The sequence below is a fragment of the Paractinoplanes abujensis genome, from assembly GCF_014204895.1.
GTDB lineage: Bacteria > Actinomycetota > Actinomycetes > Mycobacteriales > Micromonosporaceae > Actinoplanes > Actinoplanes abujensis.
In genome coordinates this window covers 5,932,141-5,953,142 of record NZ_JACHMF010000001.1, presented here as the reverse complement: position 1 = coordinate 5,953,142, position 21,002 = coordinate 5,932,141, and the positions used below count along the sequence as shown (strand labels likewise).

Here is a 21,002-nt window from a genome sequence, read left to right as displayed (position 1 = left end):
GAAATCGCCTGCCATCTCACCGGTTACAAGGCGATTGCCACGCGGAGCGAAGCGGAGCCATCAGACTCAGGCCCCCGTTCCTTTATTCCTTGTCGTCCTCGTTGCCCTCGGTCAGCGTGTCGTGAACGCCGTCGGCGTAACCGCGCGCGTACTCCCACGTGACGTAGTGGTCGGGATCGGGATCGTAGGCCGGCTCGTGCACTCGGGGACGCCCGCTGCTCAGCAGATGCCGCAAGTTGCCCCGCAGCAGATCCCAGTCGAAGTAGTGCGGCTCGTGGCAGTCCTCACACTCGATGACCAGGCCGCGGATGCCGGTCGGGCTCAGGAGCGCCTGATAGATCTCCAGGTCGGAGAGATCCTCGAGGACGTCCTGCCGTTCGGCGTCGGTCAGCGGCTCGGACTCGGCGTCGTCGCTGACGTCGTCGAGACCGGCGGCCGGGTCGGCGGGGTCGCCGTTGAACGGGTCGATCGGCTCTTCTTGCACCCCCTTACCGTACTCACCCTCCACGGATGTGTGCTGGCCCGCACGTCCTGTCCGTCCCCCGAGGTTGCCGAAGACGGATGGGTACGATGAACCATCCGTCTTCCGGCTTTAGGGATGCTCCGTGGAAACTGACTCGGCCCGTACGGTTCCGCTCGGTCTGACCTTCGACGATGTGCTTCTCCAGCCCGGCGAATCGGACATCGTGCCGAGCCGGGTCAACACGAACACGCGGCTCACCCGCAACATCAGCTTGACCATCCCGCTGCTGTCGGCCGCGATGGACACCGTCACCGAGGCCCGCATGGCGATCGCCATGGCCCGTGAGGGTGGCATCGGCGTGCTGCACCGCAACCTCTCCGCGGAGGACCAGGCGGCCCAGGTCGACCTGGTCAAGCGGTCCGAGTCGGGCATGATCACCAACCCGGTCACCTGCAGCCCCGACGACACGCTGCGCGAGGTCGACCAGCTCTGCGGCCGTTACCGCATCTCGGGCGTGCCGGTCACCGACGCCGACGGCACCCTGGTCGGCATCGTGACCAACCGCGACATGCGCTTCGTCACCGACGAGAACGCGCAGGTGCGCGACGTCATGACCAAGATGCCGCTGATCACCGCCCCGGTCGGGGTGACCAAGGACCAGGCGCTCGGCCTGCTCCAGCAGCACAAGATCGAGAAGCTGCCGCTGATCGACGACAGCGGCAAGCTGCGCGGCCTGATCACGGTCAAGGACTTCACGAAGAGCGAGCAGTACCCCAACGCGACGAAGGACGCGCAGGGCCGCCTGCGGGTCGCGGCCGCGGTGGGCGTCGGCGACGAGTCCTACAAGCGGGCCCGCGGCCTGATCGACGCCGGCGTCGACGTGATCATCGTGGACACCTCGCACGGTCACCAGCGCCAGGTGCTCGACATGATCGCCCGGCTCAAGCGCGACACCGGCACCGACATCGTGGGCGGCAACGTCGCGACGTACGCGGGGGCCAAGGCGATGGCCGAGGCGGGCGCCGACGCGGTCAAGGTCGGTGTCGGTCCCGGCGCCATCTGCACGACCCGCATCGTGGCCGGGGTCGGCGTCCCGCAGATCACCGCCGTGATGGAGGCGCAGCGTGCGTGCGCGCCGTTCGGCGTCCCGGTGATCGCCGACGGCGGCATCCAGTACAGCGGCGACATCGCCAAGGCGATCGTGGCCGGCGCCGAGACCGTCATGCTGGGCGGCCTGCTGGCCGGCTCGGAGGAGAGCCCCGGCGACCTCATCTTCGTCAACGGCAAGCAGTACAAGTCGTACCGGGGAATGGGTTCGCTCGGCGCCATGCAGTCGCGCGGTCAGGCCAAGTCCTACTCCAAGGACCGCTACTTCCAGCATGATGTGCCGGAGGAGAAGCTCGTGCCCGAGGGCGTCGAGGGCCAGGTTCCCTACCGTGGCCCGCTCTCCCGGGTGGTGGCTCAGCTCGTCGGCGGTGTCCGGCTGGCGATGGGCTACGCCGGGGCCGAGACGATTCCCGACTTGCAGCAGCGTGGGCAGCTCATCAGGATTACCGCGGCGGGCCTCAAGGAAAGCCACCCGCACGACATCCAGATGACCGTCGAGGCTCCGAACTACCACTCGCGATAAAGAGGGCTTGAATCATGCGTGACGTCGTGGAGATCGGTCTGGGCAAGACCGCTCAGCGCGGATACCACCTGGACGACATCGCCATCGTCCCGAGCCGCCGCACCCGCGACGTGGACGACGTGTCCACCGAGTGGCGCGTCGACGCCTACCCCTTCAAGATCCCCTGCGTCGCGCATCCGTCCGACGCGACCATGAGCCCGGAGTCCGCGATCGCCCTGGGCCGCCTCGGCGGCCTGGGCGTGCTCAACGCCGAGGGCCTGTGGACGCGTTACGAGGACCCGACCAAGATCCTGGAGGAGCTGGCCTCGCTCGACGAGGACGCCGACGCCACCCGGCGCCTGCAGGAGGTCTACTCCGAGCCGATCAAGCCGGAGTTGATCGCCGAGCGCGTGCGCACGATGCGCGAGGGCGGCATCACCGTCGCCGTCCGGGTGTCGCCGCAGCACACCCTCGCGCTGGCGCCGGTCGTGCTCGACGCCGGGGTCGACCTGCTCGTCATCCAGGGCACCCTGGTCAGTGCCGAGCACGTGTCCACGACGGACGAGCCGCTCAACCTCAAGGAGTTCATCGCCGACCTCGACCTGCCGGTCATCGTCGGCGGCTGCACCGACTACAAGACAGCGCTGCACCTGATGCGCACCGGTGCGGCCGGCGTGATCGTGGGGGTCGGGGCCGACGAGTGGTCGACCACCGACACCGTGCTCGGCATCCGCGTGCCGATGGCCACCGCGATCGCCGACGCCGCGGCCGCCCGCCGTGACTACCTCGACGAGACCGGCGGCCGCTACGTGCACCTGATCGCCGACGGCGGCATCTCGACCTCGGGCGACATCGCCAAGGCGATCGGCTGCGGCGCCGACGCGGTGATGCTCGGCGAGCCGCTCTCACTGGCCGAGGGCGCCCCGGCCGGCGGTGCCTGGTGGCATTCGTCGGCCAGCCACCCGCAGCTTCCGCGCGGCGGGTTCTGCATCGCGGGCGAGCCCGACGGCACCCTCGAGGAGCTGCTCTACGGCCCGGCCAACCGGCCCGACGGCCAGCTCAACCTGTTCGGCGGGCTGCGGCGCGCGATGGCCAAGTGCGGTTATCGCGACGTCAAGGAGTTCCAGAAGGTCGCGCTCGTCCTCGACAAGTAGGCCTTTCCCGTGCCTTTCGCCGGGCGGAGCTAACCTCGCGCCTATGAAGCGTGCGGGTGTTGCCGGAGTCCTCTGTGTCGCGCTGGCAGTCGCCGGCTGTTCCTCCGACGACGAGCCGGCCCCGGCCCCGAGTCAGGCCCCGTCCTCCGCGCCGGTTTTCGCCCCCGGTGCGGAGGGCATCGGCGACCCCTATTTCCCGAAGTACGGCAACGGTGGCTACGACGTGGCCGGCTACGACCTCAAGCTGCGCTACGACCCACGGAGCGAGCAGCTCACCGGCACGGCGACGATCACCGCCACCGCGACGCAGGACCTGTCCCGGTTCAACCTCGATCTGTCCAAGCTGGTCGCGAAGAGCGTGACGGTCGACGGCGTACGGGCGAAGTCGTCGGCCGCGGGCACCGAGCTGATCATCACCCCGGCCGCCGGCATCCCCACCGGGCGCGCGTTCACCACAGTCGTCGAGTACGGCGGCCGGCCCGCGCAGCTCGGCGACGCGGTGCTCGGCCAGGGCGGCTGGCTGGAGAATCAGCAGGGTGCGGTCGCGCTGGGCCAGCCCGAGTCGGCCAGCACGTGGTTCCCGGTCAACGACCACCCGCGCGACAAGGCCACCTTCAAGCTCGAGATGACCGTGCCCGAGGGCGTCGAGGCGATCAGCAACGGCGTGCCCGGCCCGCAGCGCACCAGCGGCGGCTGGACGACGTGGACGTGGTCGCAGAGCGCGCCCATGGCGAGCTACCTGGCGATGGTCGTGATCGGGCAGTACCGGGTCACCACCACCGAGCACAACGGCAAGCCGATGGTGATCGCGATTTCCGAGGCGCTGCCCGCCGACGGCGCGGCCGCCCAGTCGCTGGCCCGGACGGCCGAGATCACCGACTTCCTGGCCACCAAGTTCGGCCCGTATCCGTTCGACGCGAACGGCGGGGTCGCGGTCGACGACCAGCGCATCGGGTACGCGCTGGAGACGCAGAGCCGGCCGGTGTACGGGCCCGCGTTCTTCACCGGCGGCCCCAACCAGGGCGTGGTCGCCCACGAGCTGGCCCACCAGTGGTTCGGCGACAGCGTGGCCCTGGAGAAGTGGCAGGACATCTGGCTCAACGAGGGCTTCGCCACGTACGCGGAGTGGCTGTGGGACGAGCACTCGGGCGGCGACAGCGTGCAGGCCAACTTCGACAACGTCTACAACTCGTACGCGTGGAACCAGCCCGGCCAGGCCGGCAACCCCGGGGCGAACCGCATCTTCGGGCAGGCCGTCTATCAGCGCGGCGGCATGACCGTCTTCGCGCTGCGCAAGGCGATCGGCGACCCCGCGTTCGACCAGCTGCTCAAGCGGTGGACCAGCGAGCACAAGGACGGCAACGCCGGCACCGACGACCTGATCGCGATGGCCGAGGAGATCTCGGGCAAGCAGCTCGACGACCTGTTCCAGGCCTGGCTGTTCAGCGACGAGAAGCCGGCCAAGCCCTGACGCCTGATACCTATTTGTCTACGAGCTTGGGGTGGCTCACGAGGTAAGCGGCCGCTTTGCCCTGCGCGACGGCCCGGACGAAGCCGCGGCCCTCCTCGGTGAGCTGCTCACCGAGGTAGCCGCTGCCCCGGCCGACCCCGCGCCCGGGCAGGCTGACCCGGGTGATCTTCGAGGGGGAGAGGTCGCGGAGCGCGTACGCGTATTCGACCGGTTTGCGCCCGCCCAGGTAGACAAGCGTGTCGCCGAGCGCGGAGACCAACTGGTCCAACTTTTCCGGCTGGGTGGGCAGACCTTGACTCATCGCTTTGGTCAGCAGGGCCGCGACGAGCTGGCGCTGATGCCGCTGCCGGTCGTAGTCGCCGTCGGGCAGCCCGTAGCGCTGCCGGGCGTAGTCGATCGCCTGCCAGCCGACGAGGCGCCGGCGGCCCGGCTCGTAGACGGCCTGCGGTCCGATGTAGTCGCCGCCGGAGAGCGGCCGCAGCGATCCGTCCGGTTTGCGGTGCCGCGACTTGACCTTCTGGTCGATCACCAGGTCGACCCCGCCGAGCTGGTCGGTCAGCCGGGCCAGGCCGCCGAAGTTGAGGATCGCGCCGGCCTGGAACTCCTTGATGCCGGTGTAGCCGCTGAGCGTCCGGGTCAGCAGCTGATAGCCCTTCTGCACGTCCGGCACCTTGCTGCCGGCGACGCGCGAGCCGAGGCTCATCGCCTCGGTGACCTTGCGCGTGCCGTGGCCGGGCACCGCGACCCGGGTGTCGCGGGGGATCGAGTAGAGGTACGCGGAGTCGAGCCCGCGTTCGACGTGCAGCAGCATGATGGCGTCGGCGTGCGGCTCCCAGCCGGGGATCGAGACGCGGGTGTCGACGCCGACGAGCACGAGGTCGAGCGGCCCGGTGATGTCGGCCCCGGGCGACGGGGCGGCGCTGGTGGGGGCGGCAGGCGTCGCGGGCGGGGCCGAGCCGGCGGGCGCCGCCGTAGGCTTGTCCGGCCCGGAGCGGACGGCCCACGCGATGCCACCGCCGGCCAGCAGCGCGACGGCCACCGCGCCGCCGATCCACAGGCTCACCCTCTTGTTCCGCATGTCGGAACAGTAAGCGAGCTTGATCCCCAGCTCAATGTCTGCAGATCTCGCAATGTGAAACCGGTCATTGCTTTCCGTTGATTCGCCCGTACGCTGACCGCCGCGAATCAACGGGGGAGGCAAACGCTTCAATGAAGCTCACCAAGCGACGGGTCACCGTCGGTCTCATCTCCACCGCCGTCGTCGTTTCGATGACGAGCGTGACCACGTGGGCGCTGGCCGCCGACACCAAGAAGGTTCCGGCAGCGGCTGCGGCGTCGTCCGTCCGCCTCGTCGTCGGTTACAAGACCGGCGCCGACCGCAGCGCCGCCACCCGGACCATGTCCGCCGCGGGCGCGCGGGTCACCACCGGTGACGCCGCCGCGACCTCGGCCTTGTCCGCCATCAACGCTTCCAGCGTGTCGGTGCCGTCCGGCCGCAGCTCCGCGATGATCTCCGCGCTGCGCAGCGACCCGAACGTGGCCTATGTCGAGCAGGACGTGCAGACCAAGGCGTTCGACGTCACGCCGACCGACCCCTCGTTCAAACTGCAGAACGAGATGTACACGGTCAAGGCGCCCGCGGCGTGGGACACGACGACCGGTGGAGCCACCCCGATCACCGTCGCCGTCATCGACACCGGCGTCGCCAATGAGGGCGACCTGGTCGGCGCGCTCGTGCCCGGTTACGACTTCGTCAACAAGGACGCCAGCCCGGCCGACGACGAGGGCCACGGCACCGCCGTCGCCGCCCTGATCGCCGCTCGCGGCAACAACGGCCAGGGCATGGCCGGCGTCTGCTGGACCTGCAAGATCATGCCGGTCAAGGTGCTCGACAGCGAGGGCAGCGGCTGGGACAGCGACGTCGCGAAGGGCATCATCTGGGCCGTCCAGAAGGGCGCGCGCATTCTGAACCTGTCGCTCGGCTCGCCCCAGTCGACCAAGGTGCTGGCCGACGCGGTGGCCTACGCCAACATGAACGGCGCCCTCGTGGTGGCGGCCGCGGGCAACGCGGGCAACACCGTGAAGCAGTACCCGGGCGCCTACGGTGACGTGCTCACCGTGGCCGCGACGAACCGCTGCCCGGCGTTCGCCAGCGACCCCGACTGCACGTCCGGCACGACGACCCGCTCCGCGTTCTCGTCCTACAACAAGGCCGGCGACTCGTGGGTCGACGTGGCCGCCCCCGGCACCGTGCTGAGCATGGACCGGTTCGGCAACTACAGCAGCGGCATCCAGGGCACCTCGTTCTCGTCGCCGATCGTGGCCGGCGCGGCCGCCCTGATCAAGTCGCAGCACCCCAACTACACCGGCTGGTCGCTGGCCAGCGCCATCTACTCCGGCGCGGCCCAGCGGAAGCTGGCCAACGGCGGCGTCAACTACGGCCTGATCGACATCCCGGCCTCGCTCCCGGTGGGCACCGACACCACCGCGCCGACCGCCACCGGCATCACGCCGGGCAACGGCGCGGTCAAGCGCGGCACCTTCGCGGTCAGCCCGCTGGGCCTCAAGGACGACCGCTCCGGCATCCGGAACACGACGCTCTGGGTGAACAACAAGTTCGTCGGGTACAGCCGGAACGCGCCGTTCGGCGTCAGCTTCAACTTCAGCTCGTACAAGGGCCCGACCAAGATCGAGCTGCGCATCTTCGACCGGGCCGGCAACAACAAGATCGTGTCGAGCACCATCACGATCGACAACACGAAGCCGGCCGTGCGGATCACCTCGGCCCCCAAGAGCGGCTCCAAGCTCAAGGGCAAGGTGACGATCGGCTACACCGGCTCCGACGCGTACGGCATCAACCGCTTCGAGCTGCTGCTCAACGGCAAGGTGGCCCAGAAGCACACCAACACCACGGCCTTCGCGTTCGCCACCACGGCGGTGCCGTCGAAGTTCACCGTGCAGGTGCGCGCCTATGACCGGGCCGGCAACTCGAGCCTGTCCGCGAAGTACAGCTACACCCGCTAGACAACCCGCTCGCTCCGGGGATCCACCCGGACCGACCGAACGTGAAGGAGCCGGCCATCGTGGCCGGCTCCTTCATTTTTGCGAGGTCCGAGGAATGCGGAAGCTGCTCGCCGGTCTGGCCGCCGCCGGCTCCATGCTGGTCGCGACGCCCGCCCAGGCCGCCGTCGCGCAGCCCGGCCTGATCGAGGCCCGGGTCACCGCGGCCTGGGCGTCCACCCGCGGCTCGTCCCGGGTGATCGTCGCGGTGATCGACACCGGCGTGAGCCGGCTGCCCGACCTGGCCGGCCGTCTGCTGACCGGCCGCGACTTCGTCAACCACGACGACGACGCGTCCGACGACAACGGGCACGGCACCATGGCCGCCACCGTGATCGCCGCGGCCACCGGCAACCGCACGGGCGTCGACGGCGTCTGCGGTAACTGCCGGATCCTGCCGGTCAAGGTGCTCAACGCCAAGGGCGGCGGCAGCTACACCGACATCGCGCTGGGCATCCGTTACGCGGCCGACCGCGGCGCGGCCGTGATCAGCCTGTCGCTGGGCGGGGCGGACGACAGCTCGCTGCTGCGCGACGCCGTCGGCTACGCCGAGAGCAAGGGTGCGCTGGTGGTGGCCGCGGCCGGCAACCGCGGTGTCTCCACTCCGCACTATCCGGCGGCCATCGGGTCCGTGCTCGCGGTCGGCGGGGTCACGTCGACCGGCGCTCGCTACGACTGGTCCAACTTCGGCAGCTGGGTCGGGGTCACCGCGCCCGGCTGCAACCCGGCCCAGGGCCCCTCGGGCACCGTGGGGCAGTACTGCGGAACTTCGTCGGCCACTCCGTTCGTAGCGGGCGTGGCGGCCCTGCTGGCCTCGACCGACCCCACACCCTCGGCCGCCCTCATCCGCACCACGCTGATCTCGACCCGGACCCGCCGCTCCGGACGCGTCGACGCCCTGGCCGCGCTGCGGGCCCTGCCGATCGACGGCGACGTCGTTCGTCCGTCGCTCGCCTTCGGGGCCGTGCGCCCGCTCGTCCGGGGCCGGGTCACGGTCACGGCCGGCGCGGCCGACCAGCACGGCGTCCGGAGGGTCCAGCTGTACGCCGCGGGCCGCCTGATCGCCACCGACACCACCGCGCCGTACTCCTTCGTCTGGCAGTCCGCCCCCCGCACCGGCCCGGTGCCGCTGGAGCTGCGCGCCTACGACCGCAAGGGCAACCTGACCGTCGTACGGCGGACCGTGCGCGCCGACAACGCCGCGCCCGTCCTGCGGCTGGCCAAGTCGGGGCGCACGGTCACCGCGCGTGCCACCGACCCGTCCGGCCTGGCCCGTCTCGAACTGATCGTGAACGGCAAGGTCACTGCCCGTTCAGCGGCCGCCGCCCACCGTTTTGTAGTGCCCGCGCGAGCACGTACCGTAGTGGTCCGGGCGGTCGACCGGGCCGGGAACGCGCGGGTCGCCAACGGTAAACTCGGCGGGTGAGTACTCCCCGCCCGGTTCTCGTCGTCGACTTCGGCGCCCAGTACGCCCAGCTGATCGCCCGCCGTGTCCGTGAGGCGCGGGTCTATTCCGAGATCGTCCCGCATTCCATGCCCGTGGCCGAGATGCTGGCCAAGGACCCGGCCGCCATCATCCTGTCCGGCGGCCCGTCCAGCGTCTACGAGCCCGGCGCGCCGGTGCTCGACGCCAAGCTGTTCGACAACGAGGTGCCCGTCTTCGGCATCTGTTACGGCTTCCAGGCGATGGCCCAGGCGCTCGGCGGCACGGTCGCGCACACCGGCTCGCGGGAGTACGGGCGCACCCACCTGACCGCTCAGGGCGGCACGCTGCTGCGCGAGCTGCCCGACGACCTGCCGGTCTGGATGAGTCACGGCGACAGTGTGGCCGTGGCCCCGCAGGGCTTCGCGGTCACCGCCTCGACACCGGGTGCGCCGGTGGCCGCCTTCGAGGATCTCAACACCCGCCGGGCCGGCGTGCAGTTCCACCCCGAGGTGGCGCACACCGAGCAGGGGCAGGAGATGCTCAAGCGGTTCCTCTACGACATCGCCGGCCTCGAGCCGACCTGGACCCCGGGCAACATCATCGAGGACCAGGTGGCCGCGATCCGCGCCCAGGTGGGCGACAAGCAGGTGATCTGCGGGCTCTCCGGCGGGGTCGACTCGGCGGTCGCCGCCGCGCTCGTGCAGAGGGCGATCGGCGACCAGCTGACCTGTGTCTTCGTCGACCACGGCCTGCTCCGCGCGGGCGAGGCCGAGCAGGTCGAGAAGGACTTCGTGGCCGCCACCGGCGCCCGGCTCAAGGTGGTGGACGCGGCCGACGTGTTCCTGGGCCACCTGGCCGGCGTCACCGACCCCGAGCAGAAGCGCAAGATCATCGGCCGCGAGTTCATCCGCGCGTTCGAGGGCGCGGCCCGCGAGCTCGACGCCGAGCGGCACATCGAGTTCCTGGTGCAGGGCACGCTCTACCCCGACGTGGTGGAGTCGGGCGGCGGCACGGGCACGGCCAACATCAAGTCCCACCACAATGTGGGCGGCCTGCCCGACGACCTGCAGTTCGCGCTCATCGAGCCGCTGCGCACCCTGTTCAAGGACGAGGTGCGCGCCCTGGGGGCCGAGCTCGGCCTGCCGGAGGAGATGGTGCAGCGTCACCCGTTCCCCGGCCCCGGCCTGGCCATCCGCATCATCGGCGCGGTCGACCGCGACCGGCTCGACCTGCTGCGCGCGGCCGACCTGATCGCCCGCGAGGAGCTGACCGCGTCGGGGCTCGACCGTGACGTCTGGCAGTTCCCGGTGGTGCTGCTGGCTGACGTGCGCAGCGTCGGCGTGCAGGGCGACGGCCGGACGTACGGGCATCCGGTCGTGCTGCGGCCCGTCTCCAGCGAGGACGCGATGACCGCGGACTGGTCACGGCTGCCCTACGACGTGATCGCGAAGATCTCGACCCGGATCACCAACGAGGTGCGCGAGGTCAACCGGGTCGTTCTCGACGTCACGAGCAAGCCCCCGGGCACCATCGAGTGGGAGTGAGCGGTTCTCAGATGCCCGGGGTCTCCTCGGGCATCAGGAACCACATGATCGGGTAGGCGAGCAGCGCCGCACCCGCGGTGATCACGGCGAGCAGGGCGAAACCGACCCGGACGAGCACGGGGTCGACGCCGAAGTAGCGTCCGACACCGCTGCAGACGCCCGCCGCGAGACGGTCGTCGAGGGGCCGGCGGAGTTGCTTGTACGGGGTCTGGAGGCCGCCGTCGGGGAGCTGTGTCATGTACCCATGGTGGCTCCCGGACGACCCCGGCGACCTCGGTGAGCCCCCGGATACGGACCCTGAAATAACGGTCACGCGTTGTAGTTGATCGAGGGCCCAATGTGCCTAATGATGCTCTGATCAGCGATTACGCAGCGCGAACCCCCTGTCAGGAATCCGACAGACGATTTCTGGAGTTAACATATTCCGGGCAGAATGCCGCCCGTGACCCCCGCACTGGAACCGCTCCGCCGGATCGCCGCCTACGCCGTCGCCACCGATGACGAGGGCCGGGTGCTGCTCGTGCGCGCCTCCAGCAAGTCCGGCACGCCGGGCGTCTGGTCGTTGCCCGGCGGCGCCGTCGACCACGGCGAAGATCCCAACCACACCGTCGTCCGCGAGACGGCCGCCGAGACCGGGCTCTCGGTCGCCGTCACCGGGCTGCGCGACGTGCTGGCCGACATGCGCTCGCTGCCGCACCGCGGCGTCACCATCCACACCGACCGCCTCATCTACTCGGTCTCGATCCGGGGCGGCACCATCGTGGACCGCGTCGGCCACCCCACCGACCTGGCCCGGTGGCACACGCTGGAGGAAGCCGAGGGGCTCAAGCTCCGGCAGTTCACGGCGGATGCGCTCGGCCTGGGCAGTGCCTCGGCCGACCTGCGCCCCGAGACGGCCCCGACGTTCCCGTCCTTCTACGCCCACCCCGGGCCGGACGGGCTGCACCGGGCCCAGCGCTTCGCCGCGTACGCCATCGCCACGGACCCGCACGACACCAGCCTGCTGCTGACCCGGATCGCTCCGGGTTATCCCGGAGAGGGTCGCTGGCATCTGCCCGGCGGTGGCACCGACTACGGCGAGCAGCCCGGCACCGCCCTGATCCGCGAACTCGTCGAGGAGACGGGTCAGGCCGGCCGGCTGGTCGAGCTGCTCGGCGTGGCCAGTCACCGCGACGCGGCCTCGCTCGGCCCCGAGGGTTACCCGATCGACTGGCACGGCGTCCGGGCCTTCTACCGGGTGATCGTCGACGAGCCGACCGAGGTCGAGATCCGGGATGTGGGCGGCTCCACGTCCGAGGCCCGCTGGGTGCCGGTCAAGCAGGTGGCCGACCTGCCCGAGGACGAGCTGACCGAAGTGACCGCGGAGGCGCTGCGGAAGGCGGGGCTAATCTAGGCCCGGTGAAGATCAGACGGGTCGGGGCGTACGGGATCTGCCGCGACGACTCCGGGCGGGTGCTGCTCGCCCGGAACTCGTCCCTGAGCAATTTCCCCGGCCTGTGGACCCTGCCCGGCGGCGGCGTCGAGCAGGGTGAGCACCCGGACGCCGCGGTGGTGCGCGAATTCGGCGAGGAGACCGGTCTGTCCGTCCGGATCGACGGGCTGCACGCCGTCGCCGCCGACGTCTTCCGGCTCCCCGGCGGCGACCTCGAACACACCGATCGCATCGTCTACGACGTGTCGGTGACCGGCGGGACACTGCGCGCCGAGGCGCTCGGCACCACCGAGTCCGTCGAATGGGTGACTTCCGGGCGCATTGCCGCGTTGCCGTTGATGCCCTTCACGGCGGCGGCGCTCGGCGGACCGGCCGTGGTTTCCGACAAATCAGATGTAGATGAGGAAACCGCTCGTCCGTCGCGAGTACAACGTTTTGGCGCGTACGGGGTGGTGACCGACCCGAACGGGCGGATTTTGCTCACCCGGATCGCCGATGGTTATCCGGGCGCCGGCCGCTGGCATCTGCCTGGCGGCGGCACCGATCACGGCGAGACGCCCAAGGCTGCGCTGGCCCGCGAACTGATCGAGGAGACGTCGCAGACGGGCCGGGTGACCGGCCTGCTCGGGGTCTCGCACCGGCACGATCCCGCCGCGTACGGGCCGGAAGGGGTGCCGATCGACTGGCACGTCATCCGTGTCCTGTTCAGGGTTCAGGTCGATGTGCCGACGGAACCTGTAGTGACCGAGGAGGCAGGCGGATCCACCGCCGAGGCCCGCTGGTTCACGCCCGCCGAGGCCGGGCGGTTGCGCCTCACCGAGCTGGGTGCCGACGCTGTAGCCCGGGTCGGAGCGGAACGGACGAGTTAAAATCAGCGGAGGGAGAGGTGAACAGGTGGCCTGTCCCGCGGGGCGAGCCGCTGGAATTGACCGCTCGCCAACATCGTTCGGGTATGCGAAGGTGTAAGCCGCAATTTTCCCGGCTCCGCATGTGCGGCGGGCTACCGGGCCACAACCCACCGCGACAGACGGTGGCCCACCGATCCCATGGAGGAAGCACGTGCCGAGAACCCCTTGGCGCCGGCGTCGTACGACGGATAGCCCCCGTCCCGCCGGTCGTCGTTGGGCAGGCCGGTTGCGCCGCAGCGGAAGTCTCGCGCGGCAGGCCCTGGTACGGGTGGGTGGCCGCAATACCGGCCGCGCCGCCACCGCCACCCGGGCCGAGGTGATCTACACCGGGGCGCCCGTCGTTCCGCACCTGGCCATCCCGGCGCCCGTCGAGGTCGAGGAATCAGCCCGGAGCACGTCGCTTCTTCCCGGCGAGCAGACCGCGGCCCGCCGCGTCCGCTTCGCCATCGTGCAGGGGTGCACCCTGGCCAGCCTGGCCCTGGGCATGCTGGCCATCGTGCTGGCCATGCACGACGAGGTCCGCCTGGCCGCCGCCTTCCTGGTCGCCTGCGTGGTCTTCGACGGCGTCGACGGCGCCCTGGCCCGCAAGCTGGGCGTGCAGAGCCCGTTCGGCGCGCAGATGGACTCGCTGGCCGACATGTGCTCGTTCGGCCTGGCCGCGCCCGTGGTGGTCTACGCCTCCCTGGCCCACTCGGTGCCCACCCCGGCCGCCGCGGTGGCCTGCATGCTGGTCGCCGGCTGCGCCGCGATCCGGCTGGCCCGCTTCAACGTCTCGCCCAAGGACGGCACGTTCTTCAGTGGCGTCCCGACGACGCTGGTCGCGGCCGTGCTCGCCCTCACCGTGCTGATCGACCTGCCACTGCCCGGCGCGGTCATCCTGGGCGGGGTGGCGCTGCTCGCCTTCGCGATGGTCTCCAGCTTCCCGTACGCCAAACTCGCGCGCCTGGTCAAGCTGCCGGCTTGGTTCTGGCTGCTGCCCGTGGTCGGCGCCCTGGTCGACGCCCGCCTCACGTTCGTCATGCTGGTCGCGGCCTACCTGGTCAGCGGGCCCATCATGTGGATGCGAGCCAAGCGAGTTTGATCCCAGTGTTTTCCGGCAGGCCGTCCCCGTTCGGGGGCGGCCTGTTCGCTCCACCGACTATGGTCAGGCGTCGTGCGCGACGTGGTATTGCGACTGTCGACCGACTGGTCCGGTGCGCGGGCCGAGTTGATCTCCCGCGGCGCGGAGGCGGTCGGGCCGCTGATCGCTGAACTGTCCGACGAGGCGTCGCCGGTCCAGTGGCACCACCCCGGCGGGATTTTGCGTGAGCTCGGCCGGCTGGCGTTCGCCCCGCTGGCCGAGGCTATCGGCAGCGCCGCCACACCCGAGGTCGCGCGGCGCCTGGGCTGGGCGTTCATGGGCTTCGGAGTCGATCTTCTCGACGACTACACGGGCGCGCTGGCCCACCCGAGCGCCCGGGTGCGAGAGACCGCCGCCCTCGGCATTCAGTACTGCCGAGAGTTCGGCGCCCCCGCGGTGCCCGCCCTTGTCGGGTTGCTCGACGACCCGGACGCGGAAGTGCGTCAGCGGGTCGTCTGGGCGCTCGGCGAGATCGGTCAAGCTGCCGCCTCGGAACTGCGGTGGGTACGCCGGCACGGTCCGGGCCGGCGCCGGGCTGCCGCGCTGCGGGCGCTGGCCGGGATCGGGGGCTTCGAGGCGTTGGCCGAGCCGGACCGGGCGGCGGTGGAACGCCTCATCCGGGTGAAGCTGGTCGACGAGCGGATCGAGGGCGAGGAGCCGCACGGGCGCTGGCTCGCCCTGCCGACCGGGGATCAGACCGCGGTGCTGGAGGCGCTCGCCCTGTCGTCGCCCCGTCCCGCCACGATGCGGCTCGGCCGGGCGGTGGCGGGGGCGGCCAGCCACGGTTCGGTGCGGGAGGAGTGGCGCCGGGCGGTGGTGTTCGTGAGCCCCCAACTGGACGGCTGGACCCTGGTGTTCGGTCACTGGGCCGACGACGACAGCGAGCATGAGGGGCTTCGCCGGCTGAGCACCCGGTTCGGCCGGGCCCAGGCGTACTGGTACGACGACCACACGGGTTCCTCAGGCTGGACCGTGGCCGAGAACGGCATCCTGGTCCGGCACTACTCGGACATCGGCGACGAGCCGATCGGGGAGCGCCTGCCGATCGAGCGGGGAAAGCTCACCAACACCGACCTCGAGGAGCTGCCGGTCGACCGGTGGCCGGACGACGACGCCGGCATCTGTGACGCGTTGGCGGTGGCCGCCGCGATGTCGATCTCACCGTCGGAGCTGGGACCCGAGACCCTCGTACGGGGAAACGGGGTCCTCGCTGTGACGGAAGCCGGCCGGGACCTCGTCGGGTGCCCGGCCGGCGCCTTTCCGATCTAGAGCCAGCGGGCGATGACCGACGCCCCGCCGATGACCTTGTCGTTGACGCTGACCAGCGCCTCGGCCCGGTCGGCGGGCAGGTAGACGTCGGTGCGGGAACCGAAGCGGATCAGGCCCATGCGTTCGCCCCGGGCGACCAGCGTGCCCACCGGGACGCGCTGCACGATGCGGCGGGCGATCAGGCCCGTACGCTGGACGACTCCCACGGGGCCGTGCTCGGTGTCGAGCACCGTGTACGCCGCTACGTTGTGCTCGGCGGCGGCGGTCATGGCGTTGGCGTAGCCGCCGTCCTCGACGAAGTAGTCGGTCACCCGCCCGGCCACCGGCACCCGGTTGACGTGCACGTCGAGCACGGACAGGAACACGGCGATGCGCAGGAACTCGCCCGGGCCGATCCGCTCGTCGGCCATCCGTTCGACCGACAGCACCCGGCCGTCGGACGCTGCGACCACCGCTGACGGGTCGTCCGGCAGCTCGCGCTCGGGGTCGCGGAAGAACGCCGCGACCGGGGCCGCGGCCAGCGCGGGGAGCAGCCAGAGCTTCGACTTGGGCCGGGCCACACGGGCCACGGCGGCCAGGCCGAGGGCGATGCCGGCGGCGGCCACACCGTTGGAGTCGATGTGCATGCCCCGGGTGACCGGCACGCTGGACGGGCGGTAGGCCGGGGCCAGCGTGTCGGCGACCGCGGTGCCGGCCGCGGTGAACCGCAGCTTGTGCACGCGCAGCGGTGACGGGTTGCGGAGCACGAGGTCGGAGCCGACGCCGAAGAGCGCACTCTGGCGGAACAGCTCGGCCGCGGCCCCGCCCGTGCGGCCCGGGGTGGCCGGCACGGCCAGCGTGACCACGCCGCCGTCGCTCAGGTGCTTGCCCAGACGGTCGAGCAGGTCACGCGCGTCGGCGGCGGTGCCGGTGAGCGGCTCGCCGACGATCACCACGTCGGCCTGGCCGGCCTCGTCGAGCGTCTCGACCACCTGCACCCGGTCGGCGATCCAGCTGCCCAGCCCGGCGATGTGATCACGCAGCAGGTCGGCCGTGCTGCGCTCGCCGGCGACCAGGGTGAGACGGTCGCCCGGCAGCAGGGCCTCGACCGCGCTGGCCACGACGGGCGAGGCGTGGTCGGCGCCCGCCACGATCGCGGTGGTGGCCGCGTTGTGACGGGCGAACTCGGCGGTGAGGGCGCGGGCGGCCGTGGCGCCGACTCCGACGATGGGTGCACGGGACACGGCGGGGAACGGAGTCATGACGACGAGTTTATTGCGCCTTGCGGGGCTGCTCCGCGGTCAGGGTCGGGTGCTCCTGGCTGATCCGATCCACCGCGTCGTCCATCAGCTCCTGGACGATGGACGCGTGCATCTCGGGGGTCAGGTCGCCCGGTAGCTCGGGCCCGGCCGGCTGCTCGACGGTGGACGGGACCGGGACCGCAGCCGACTCGGCCGGGGTGCGGGCCGAGCGCAGAGCGCCCAGAAGCCCGATCACGCCGAAGACGATCAGGCCGCCGGCCACCAGCCAGCCCACCGCGGGCAGGTGGATGGTGATCACCCGGGACACCGCCCACCACAGGGCGACCAGCAGAAACAGGACGCCGAAGCTGAGCGAGACCCCGTCCATGCGGTGCGGCTTCATCGGATGACCTCCACGTTGCCCGTGTCCATCTGCAGGTCCAGGTTGAGGGTGCCACCACCGGCGCCGTCGCGCCCGAGGTCGATCAAGTTCTGTGCGCTGACCTCGCCGTCCTCGAACTTCTGACCGAACACCACGGCCCTCCCGTTCTGCACCTGGAGCAGCGTGGTGGTGTCGACGTTCTCGGGCAGCAGCACGCGGATCTGCCCGAACTTCATGGTGACGACCACGTTCTGCTCCTGGCCGGTGAAATTCACCTGACGGAGGTCGAGCGTGGCGCTGCCGGCGGTGAAGTCGTACCGGTCGGCCACCCCGGCCGCCGAGGCCGGGCGGTAGACGCTGTTACCTACCTCGGCGCCCCAGCGCTCGGTGCCGGTCGAGATGAGCAGGCCGATCGAGAGCAGGATGCCCAGCGCGATCAGCCCGCGAGCGCGGCCCAGCCAGGCCCCGACGACCAGGCCGAGCGCGACGGTGACCAGGGCGCCCGCGAAGTACACCGAGACGGCGACGCTCGCGCCGGCCGTGTCGATAGCGGCGATCACGCCGATCACCATGAGCGCGGCGAAGAACGTGAGCCGGCCCAGCTTGGACCGCTCGCGCTTGACCTTCGGCGGCTTGGGCGCGGCCGGCGGCGGGGGCGGGACGCGACCGGGCGCATACGTGACCGGGGTGGGCCGGGCGTACGGGCCGTGGGGTGCGAACGGCGGCCGATAACCGCTGGTGGGCGGGGCGTACGGCGGGGGCGCGGGGGTCATCGGCTCCGTGGGCGGTGCGGCCGCGGGCGGCGGACCGGGCGGGGGCGGAACAGTGCCGAACTCGGCCGTCTTCTCGAACGGGCTGGGCTCGAACGGGCCGGGCGGTGCCGGCGGGGCCTGCGCGGGAAAGGCGGCCGGCTGCTGCTGACCGCTGCCGCTGCGCTTGATCAGCAGGATCGCGCCGACGATGACCGCGCAGGCCAGAAGGCTGGCCCGCACCCCGTCCTGGACGATGAAGGCGAAGGTCAGGACGGCCGCGCCACCGAGCAGGATCACCGAGGCCGGGGCCATGCCGGAGCGGCCCTTGCCGAGCAGCGACTCGATCGGCGAGGCGGTGTCGCCCTCGGCCGGCATGACCAGCCAGCCGATCAGGTAGAGCAGCACACCGACGCCGCTGAGCACGCCCAGCACGGCCAGCAGCACGCGCCACAGCACCGGGTCGGTGTTCGTGGCCCGGGCCAGGGCGCCGCAGACGCCGGCCACGTAACGGCCCTGGCGGGGGCGCACCAGCTTGTCGCGGGAGAAGGCGTCACGGGAGAAGAACGGGCCCGCGTCGGGACCGCCACCGGCCGGCGGGAACCACGGCGGCGGATTACCGGCACCGGGACCGGGCTCGGTAGCGGGACCGGGCTCGGTGGCGGGACCGGGCTCGGTGGCGGGACCGGGCTCGGTGGCGGGACCGGGCTCGGTGGCGGGACCGGGCTCGGTGGCGGGACCGGGCTCGGTGGCGGGACCGGGATCGTCGGGGACGGCCTCGGCGCGCAGGTCGGCGGTCGGCGGCTCGGCGGGAGCCGGCGTTGAAGTCGCCGGCGGGGTGGGTGCGTCGGCGGCGGACGCCGGCACGTCCTGTGGCGGACGGGACGGGCCCCGCGACTCGGCAGCTTCGTCGTTCATGACACCGATCCTCGCCTCGCGGGCACCCCAGCCGCCTCGGGCGCCGACCCTGAGACCACCCTGAGATCCTGCCACCCGGATACCAGGGGTTGTTCCCCGTGGTCCGGGCCGGCAGAACGTGTGACGATCGGAGGACACAACCGAGGAGGGGCCATCACCACCGCCGTCAACCCGCCGTCACGCCGGCTGTACCGGCCGCGCGACCACCGCGTCATCGCGGGCGTCGCGTCGGGCCTGGCGCAGCACCTGGGCGTTCCCGTGCTGGTCGTGCGCATCGCGTTGGTGGTGCTGCTCGGCTTCAACGGCCTCGGCCTCCTGCTCTACGCCGCGTTCTGGGCCGTGCTCCCGCAGCAGGTCGTCACGGCCGATCCGCCGCAGCGCCGCGACCTGGCCATGCTGCTGCCGTTCGGCGCGATCGGCCTCGGTGTCGTGCTGCTGCAGGCGCTCGTCTTCGACGACAGCGTGGCCGGCACCGCCGGCTGGCTGATCGCGGTCACCGCGGTCGGCGCCGGCATCATCTGGCATCAGTCCGACCCCACCCGCCGTCACCTGGGCGGCGCGGTCCCGCAGCAGCCGTGGCTGGCCGCGGTGGTGGCCGAGAGCGACCGCCGCTTCTTCCTGTTCCGCTTCATCGGCGGCGGGGTGCTGGTGGCCACGGGCATCATCGGTGTCGTCGCCGTCTACGCCCCCGCGGGCAGCCTGACCGCCGTGGTCAACGGTGTGATCTTCGCGCTGGTCGGCCTGCTCGGGGTGGGTGTCGTGGCCGCGCCGCTGCTGTGGCGCATGTTCAACCAGCTGCGGGCCGAGCGTGAGGGCCGCATCCGCGAGCAGGAGCGGGCCGAGCTGGCCGCCATGATCCACGATCAGGTGCTGCACACGCTGGCCCTGATCCAGCGCAACTCGGCCGACATCAAAGAGGTGCAGCGACTGGCCCGCGGCCAGGAGCGCAGCCTGCGCAACTGGCTCTACAAGCCGTCCGCCTCGCCCACCGAGCGCTTCGCGGCCGCCCTCGAGCAGGCCGCGGCCGAGGTCGAGGACACGTACGCGATCAGCGTGGAGACCGTCGTGGTGGGCGACACCGAGTGCGATGAGCGGGTGGCCGCCCTGGTCGCCGCCGCCCGCGAGGCGCTGGTCAACGCGGCCCGCCACGCCGGGGTGTCGACGGTGTCGCTCTACGCCGAGGTCGAGGAGAGCGAGCTGAGCGTCTTCGTGCGCGACCGCGGCGCCGGTTTCGACATGGCCGGCGTGCAGGAGTCGCGGCACGGCGTGCGAGGCTCCATCATCGGGCGAATGCAGCGGCACGGCGGCAAGGCGGAGATCCGCAGCGCCGTCGGCGACGGCACAGAGGTCCGGCTGACCCTCCCCGCGTCCCGGGAGAGCGTGGCAGCCGCTAAGGAGGCAGCACGATGACGGAGGTTCAGGACACCGGGACCGATCGGCGGCTCACCGTCTTCCTGGTCGACGACCACGCGATGTTCCGGGCCGGCGTGCGCGCCGAGCTGGGCGCGCACGTCGAGGTGGTGGGCGAGGCGAGTTCCGTGGCCGAAGCGGTCAGCAAGATCGCGGCGATCGAGCCCGACGTGGTGCTGCTCGACGTGCACATGCCCGACGGCGGCGGCCGCGCGGTGCTCGACGCCATGCGCCGCAGCCACCCCCACGTCAAGTTCCTGGCCCTCTCGGTCTCCGACGCCGCCGAGGACGTGATCGGCCTGATCCGGGCGGGCGCCCGGGGCTACGTGACCAAGACGATCTCGCCCGACGAGCTGGCCGCGGCGATCCGCCGGGTGGCCGACGGCGACGCGGTGTTCAGCCCCCGGCTGGCCGGCTTCGTGCTCGACGCCTTCGCCTCGCGGCCCGACGTGCCGGTCGCCGACCCCGAGCTCGACCAGCTCACCAACCGCGAGCGCGAGGTGCTGCGCCTGCTTGCACGGGGATACGCGTACAAGGAAATCGCCAAGGAACTCTTCATCTCCATCAAGACGGTGGAGACACATGTCTCGAACGTCCTGCGGAAGCTGCAAATGAGCAACCGTTACGAATTGTCACGATGGGCGGCTGATCGACGGCTCGTCTGAACGGCCGGAATCGCATCGCTGCGGTGGGTCGCGGGCCGTGCACCCACCGATGTTCTCCCAGGTCAAAGGCATAAATCGAGCCGCGCAAAAAGCCCTGCGGTAAGGGCTGACTAGTATCGGCTTGATAACAGGGCTCGGGCTGTCGTTGGCTCTGTGTCACAGTTGCTGGCGTCTCACACGACCCCCGTGAGCGCCCCTGAAG

Annotated in this window: 18 protein-coding genes; 12 read left to right on the top strand and 6 right to left on the bottom strand. The window is 71.2% G+C overall.

Translation table 11 applies throughout. The annotated features are described in order from the left end of the window. Positions 1-82 precede the first annotated feature (82 nt). Complete coding sequence (locus BKA14_RS27095) at positions 83-484, bottom strand: DUF5319 domain-containing protein (protein WP_184953662.1); 402 nt, start codon at positions 482-484, stop codon at positions 83-85. A gap of 121 nt (positions 485-605) precedes the next feature. Between BKA14_RS27095 and guaB the strand changes: the two genes are divergently transcribed. From guaB to BKA14_RS27080, 3 genes are read left to right on the top strand one after another with little or no spacing between them, the layout of a single operon-like run. Then, a complete protein-coding gene (gene guaB, locus BKA14_RS27090; protein WP_184953661.1) occupies positions 606-2,093 on the top strand; it encodes an IMP dehydrogenase in 1,488 nt (495 codons plus the stop codon). 14 nt (positions 2,094-2,107) lie between these two features. Then, the gene (locus BKA14_RS27085; RefSeq protein ID WP_184953660.1) at positions 2,108-3,226 is read left to right on the top strand and encodes a GuaB3 family IMP dehydrogenase-related protein; all 1,119 of its coding nucleotides are present in this window, start codon (positions 2,108-2,110) and stop codon (positions 3,224-3,226) included. 43 nt (positions 3,227-3,269) lie between these two features. Beyond that, entirely contained in the window at positions 3,270-4,697 is a 1,428-nt protein-coding gene (locus tag BKA14_RS27080; protein WP_184953659.1) for a M1 family metallopeptidase, read from the top strand. A gap of 10 nt (positions 4,698-4,707) precedes the next feature. Here the strand turns inward: BKA14_RS27080 and BKA14_RS27075 are convergent, their stop codons facing one another. Next, a complete protein-coding gene (locus BKA14_RS27075) occupies positions 4,708-5,775 on the bottom strand; it encodes an LCP family protein (RefSeq protein ID WP_184953658.1) in 1,068 nt (355 codons plus the stop codon). Positions 5,776-5,906: 131 nt separating this feature from the next. On the opposite strand from BKA14_RS27075, the gene BKA14_RS27070 reads away from it, so the two are divergent. From BKA14_RS27070 to guaA, 3 genes are all read left to right on the top strand, one after another. Further along, positions 5,907-7,721, top strand: coding sequence for a S8 family serine peptidase (locus BKA14_RS27070; protein WP_184953657.1), 1,815 nt, complete (start codon positions 5,907-5,909; stop codon positions 7,719-7,721). Between the two features lie 94 nt (positions 7,722-7,815). Continuing rightward, positions 7,816-9,183 carry a S8 family serine peptidase gene (locus BKA14_RS27065; RefSeq protein WP_184953656.1) on the top strand — a complete coding sequence of 456 codons (1,368 nt, stop codon included), beginning with the start codon at positions 7,816-7,818 and terminating at the stop codon, positions 9,181-9,183. Further along, a complete protein-coding gene (guaA, locus tag BKA14_RS27060; RefSeq protein WP_184953655.1) occupies positions 9,180-10,727 on the top strand; it encodes a glutamine-hydrolyzing GMP synthase in 1,548 nt (515 codons plus the stop codon). The genes BKA14_RS27065 and guaA overlap by 4 nt, the downstream gene beginning before the upstream one ends. A gap of 7 nt (positions 10,728-10,734) precedes the next feature. On the opposite strand, the gene BKA14_RS27055 is transcribed toward guaA, so the two are convergent. After that, on the bottom strand, positions 10,735-10,965 hold the full coding sequence (locus BKA14_RS27055) for a PspC domain-containing protein (RefSeq protein ID WP_184953654.1): 231 nt from the start codon (positions 10,963-10,965) through the stop codon (positions 10,735-10,737). A gap of 204 nt (positions 10,966-11,169) precedes the next feature. Here BKA14_RS27055 and BKA14_RS27050 point away from each other — a divergent pair, with 204 nt between their 5' ends. The 4 genes from BKA14_RS27050 (at position 11,170) to BKA14_RS27035 (ending at position 15,456) form a co-directional block, all read left to right on the top strand. After that, positions 11,170-12,120, top strand: a complete 951-nt coding sequence (locus BKA14_RS27050) for an NUDIX hydrolase (protein WP_184953653.1) — start codon at positions 11,170-11,172, stop codon at positions 12,118-12,120. Between the two features lie 5 nt (positions 12,121-12,125). Then, positions 12,126-13,028 carry an NUDIX hydrolase gene (locus BKA14_RS45230; protein WP_184953652.1) on the top strand — a complete coding sequence of 301 codons (903 nt, stop codon included), beginning with the start codon at positions 12,126-12,128 and terminating at the stop codon, positions 13,026-13,028. Positions 13,029-13,293: 265 nt separating this feature from the next. Continuing rightward, a complete protein-coding gene (locus BKA14_RS27040) occupies positions 13,294-14,148 on the top strand; it encodes a CDP-alcohol phosphatidyltransferase family protein (RefSeq protein ID WP_184953651.1) in 855 nt (284 codons plus the stop codon). A gap of 72 nt (positions 14,149-14,220) precedes the next feature. Then, positions 14,221-15,456: a HEAT repeat domain-containing protein gene (locus tag BKA14_RS27035; protein WP_184953650.1), complete on the top strand. Its 1,236-nt coding sequence runs from the start codon at positions 14,221-14,223 to the stop codon at positions 15,454-15,456. On the opposite strand, the gene BKA14_RS27030 is transcribed toward BKA14_RS27035, so the two are convergent. From BKA14_RS27030 to BKA14_RS27020, 3 genes are read right to left on the bottom strand one after another with little or no spacing between them, the layout of a single operon-like run. Next, positions 15,453-16,697, bottom strand: coding sequence for a phosphatidylserine decarboxylase (locus BKA14_RS27030; RefSeq protein ID WP_184953649.1), 1,245 nt, complete (start codon positions 16,695-16,697; stop codon positions 15,453-15,455). The genes BKA14_RS27035 and BKA14_RS27030 overlap by 4 nt on opposite strands. A 10-nt stretch (positions 16,698-16,707) precedes the next feature. Next, the gene (locus BKA14_RS27025) at positions 16,708-17,079 is read right to left on the bottom strand and encodes a hypothetical protein (protein WP_184953648.1); all 372 of its coding nucleotides are present in this window, start codon (positions 17,077-17,079) and stop codon (positions 16,708-16,710) included. Beyond that, entirely contained in the window at positions 17,076-18,725 is a 1,650-nt protein-coding gene (locus BKA14_RS27020; RefSeq protein WP_184953647.1) for a PspC domain-containing protein, read from the bottom strand. The genes BKA14_RS27025 and BKA14_RS27020 overlap by 4 nt, the downstream gene beginning before the upstream one ends. 120 nt (positions 18,726-18,845) lie before the next feature. Between BKA14_RS27020 and BKA14_RS27015 the strand changes: the two genes are divergently transcribed. Further along, positions 18,846-20,135, top strand: a complete 1,290-nt coding sequence (locus BKA14_RS27015) for an ATP-binding protein (RefSeq protein WP_438861907.1) — start codon at positions 18,846-18,848, stop codon at positions 20,133-20,135. Beyond that, the gene (locus BKA14_RS27010) at positions 20,132-20,800 is read left to right on the top strand and encodes a response regulator (protein WP_184953646.1); all 669 of its coding nucleotides are present in this window, start codon (positions 20,132-20,134) and stop codon (positions 20,798-20,800) included. The genes BKA14_RS27015 and BKA14_RS27010 overlap by 4 nt, the downstream gene beginning before the upstream one ends. Positions 20,801-21,002 lie beyond the last annotated feature (202 nt).

What these genes read in the sequence shown, in the direction of transcription:
- BKA14_RS27085 (WP_184953660.1), top strand. Translation starts at nt 2,108, where the DNA reads ATGCGTGACGTCGTGGAGATCGGTCTGGGCAAGACCGCTCAGCGCGGA.
- BKA14_RS27080 (WP_184953659.1), top strand. Translation starts at nt 3,270, where the DNA reads ATGAAGCGTGCGGGTGTTGCCGGAGTCCTCTGTGTCGCGCTGGCAGTC.
- BKA14_RS27075 (WP_184953658.1), bottom strand. Translation starts at nt 5,775, where the DNA reads ATGCGGAACAAGAGGGTGAGCCTGTGGATCGGCGGCGCGGTGGCCGTC.
- BKA14_RS27070 (WP_184953657.1), top strand. Translation starts at nt 5,907, where the DNA reads ATGAAGCTCACCAAGCGACGGGTCACCGTCGGTCTCATCTCCACCGCC.
- BKA14_RS27065 (WP_184953656.1), top strand. Translation starts at nt 7,816, where the DNA reads ATGCGGAAGCTGCTCGCCGGTCTGGCCGCCGCCGGCTCCATGCTGGTC.
- BKA14_RS27055 (WP_184953654.1), bottom strand. Translation starts at nt 10,965, where the DNA reads ATGACACAGCTCCCCGACGGCGGCCTCCAGACCCCGTACAAGCAACTC.
- BKA14_RS27030 (WP_184953649.1), bottom strand. Translation starts at nt 16,697, where the DNA reads ATGACTCCGTTCCCCGCCGTGTCCCGTGCACCCATCGTCGGAGTCGGC.
- BKA14_RS27025 (WP_184953648.1), bottom strand. Translation starts at nt 17,079, where the DNA reads ATGAAGCCGCACCGCATGGACGGGGTCTCGCTCAGCTTCGGCGTCCTG.
- BKA14_RS27020 (WP_184953647.1), bottom strand. Translation starts at nt 18,725, where the DNA reads ATGAACGACGAAGCTGCCGAGTCGCGGGGCCCGTCCCGTCCGCCACAG.
- BKA14_RS27010 (WP_184953646.1), top strand. Translation starts at nt 20,132, where the DNA reads ATGACGGAGGTTCAGGACACCGGGACCGATCGGCGGCTCACCGTCTTC.